General features: G+C 76.8%; 1 protein-coding gene. It reads right to left on the reverse strand.

What is annotated here, in order from left to right:
• On the reverse strand, nucleotides 1-1,725 hold a 1,725-nt coding region (locus ABZW03_RS40540; protein WP_355269848.1), incomplete at both ends, for a polyketide synthase dehydratase domain-containing protein.

Here is a 1,725-nt window from a genome sequence, read left to right on the forward strand (position 1 = left end):
GTGACGACGCCCGCGCCCTCGCTGCCGAGCAGCGCCGGGTCCGGGTAGACGCCGAGGGCGATCAGCACGTCCCGGAAGTTCAGGCCGGCCGCCCGCACGGCGACGCGCACCTCCAGGGGCCCGAGCGGGGCCTGCTCGTACGGCAGGAAGGCGAGGTCGTCCAGGCTGCCCGTGGCCGCCTGCGTCAGCCGTCCGTCGAACGCCTCCGGTGCGGAGCGCACGAGCCGGGGCACGTAGACGGCCCCCCGGCGCACCGCCAGCTGGTCCTCGTCGCCGACCGACAGGCCGTCGGGCAGCTCGTCGGGCAGCCCGTCGGCGTCCACGAGCACGAACCGGCCGGGGTGCTCGGACTGCGCGGACCGGACCAGGCCCCAGACGGCCGAGGCCTCCGGGTCGCGCACAGCGTCCCCGGGAACGACGGCGACCGCGCCCCGGGTGCGCACCACGAGCCGTTCGCCGGGCCCGGCCAGGAAGTCCTGGACGGCCGTCAGCGCCTCGGCGACCGAGCCGGGCGAGACGACGGCGCCGCCGAGCGAGCCCTCCCCGGGGGTCAGCGGAATCCACTCGAGGGCGTACAGCGGGCCGCGTTCGGCCATCGGCCGGGTGGTCAGCGCCTCGACGGTCGCCACGGGCTCGCCGGACCGGTCCGCCAGGTGGACGGCGTACGTGCCGGGGCGCACCACCGTCAGCCGCACCCGCGCGGAGGTCACGCCGGTGCGGTGGACCGCGATCCCGCCCAGCGAGAACGGCAGCCGCACGTCGCCCTCCGTGCCGGACAGCAGCGCCAGCGGTTGCAGGGCGGCGTCCAGCAGGGCCGGATGAACGGAGTACCGGGCCGCGTCCGGCACGGCGACCTCGGCGAACACCTCGTCGCCGCGGCGCCACACCGCCTGCACGGCCTGGAAGGCCGGCCCGTACTCGTAGCCCGCCGCGGCGAGCGTGTCGTAGAGCCCGGTGACCGGTTCCGCGCCGGCCGGCGGCCACTGCGTCAGCTCCTGCCCGACCACGGGTTCCCCGCTCACCGTGCCGGTGGCGTGCCGCACCCAGCCGTCCGCACGGGAGCGGACGTCGACCGTGCGGCGGCCGGTCCCGTCCGGCGCCCCCACGACGACCTGCACGTCCACCGCGCCGTCCGCGGGCAGCACCAGCGGCGCCTCCAGGACCAGTTCCTCCACGGCCGCCCCGGCCGCGTGCACGACGAGCTCCACGAACGCCGTCGCGGGCAGCAGCACCCGCCCCAGGACGGAGTGGTCCGCGAGCCAGGGGTGGGTGGCCAGGGAGATCCGGCCCGTCAGGACCCGCTGCTCGCCCACCTCGACGGCGGCGCCGAGCAGCGGGTGGTCCACCGAGTCGAGCCCGGCGGCGGACACGTCTCCCGCGCCTCCGGCGAGCCAGAACCGCGTCCGCTGGAAGGGGTAGGTGGGCAGCGCCACCGGCTCCCCTTCCGGGAACGGCCAGCGCACCGGCACACCGGCGACGAACAGCCGCGCCGCGGCGGCCAGGAACTCGGCCGGGGTGCCGTGGTCGCGGCGCAGGGTCCCGGTCACCACACCCGCCTCGTGCTCCTCCAGCGCGGGCGTGAGCACCGGGTGCGGGCTGATCTCGACGAAGACGGGGTCGCTGCCCGAGGCGAGCAGCAGCCGGGTGGCCTGGTCGAAGAGCACGGGTTCGCGGAGGTTGCGGTACCAGTAGTCGGCGTCGAGGGCGGAGGTGTCGAGCTCCTCG

The organism is Kitasatospora sp. NPDC004799 (genome assembly GCF_040609095.1).
Classification (GTDB): domain Bacteria; phylum Actinomycetota; class Actinomycetes; order Streptomycetales; family Streptomycetaceae; genus Kitasatospora.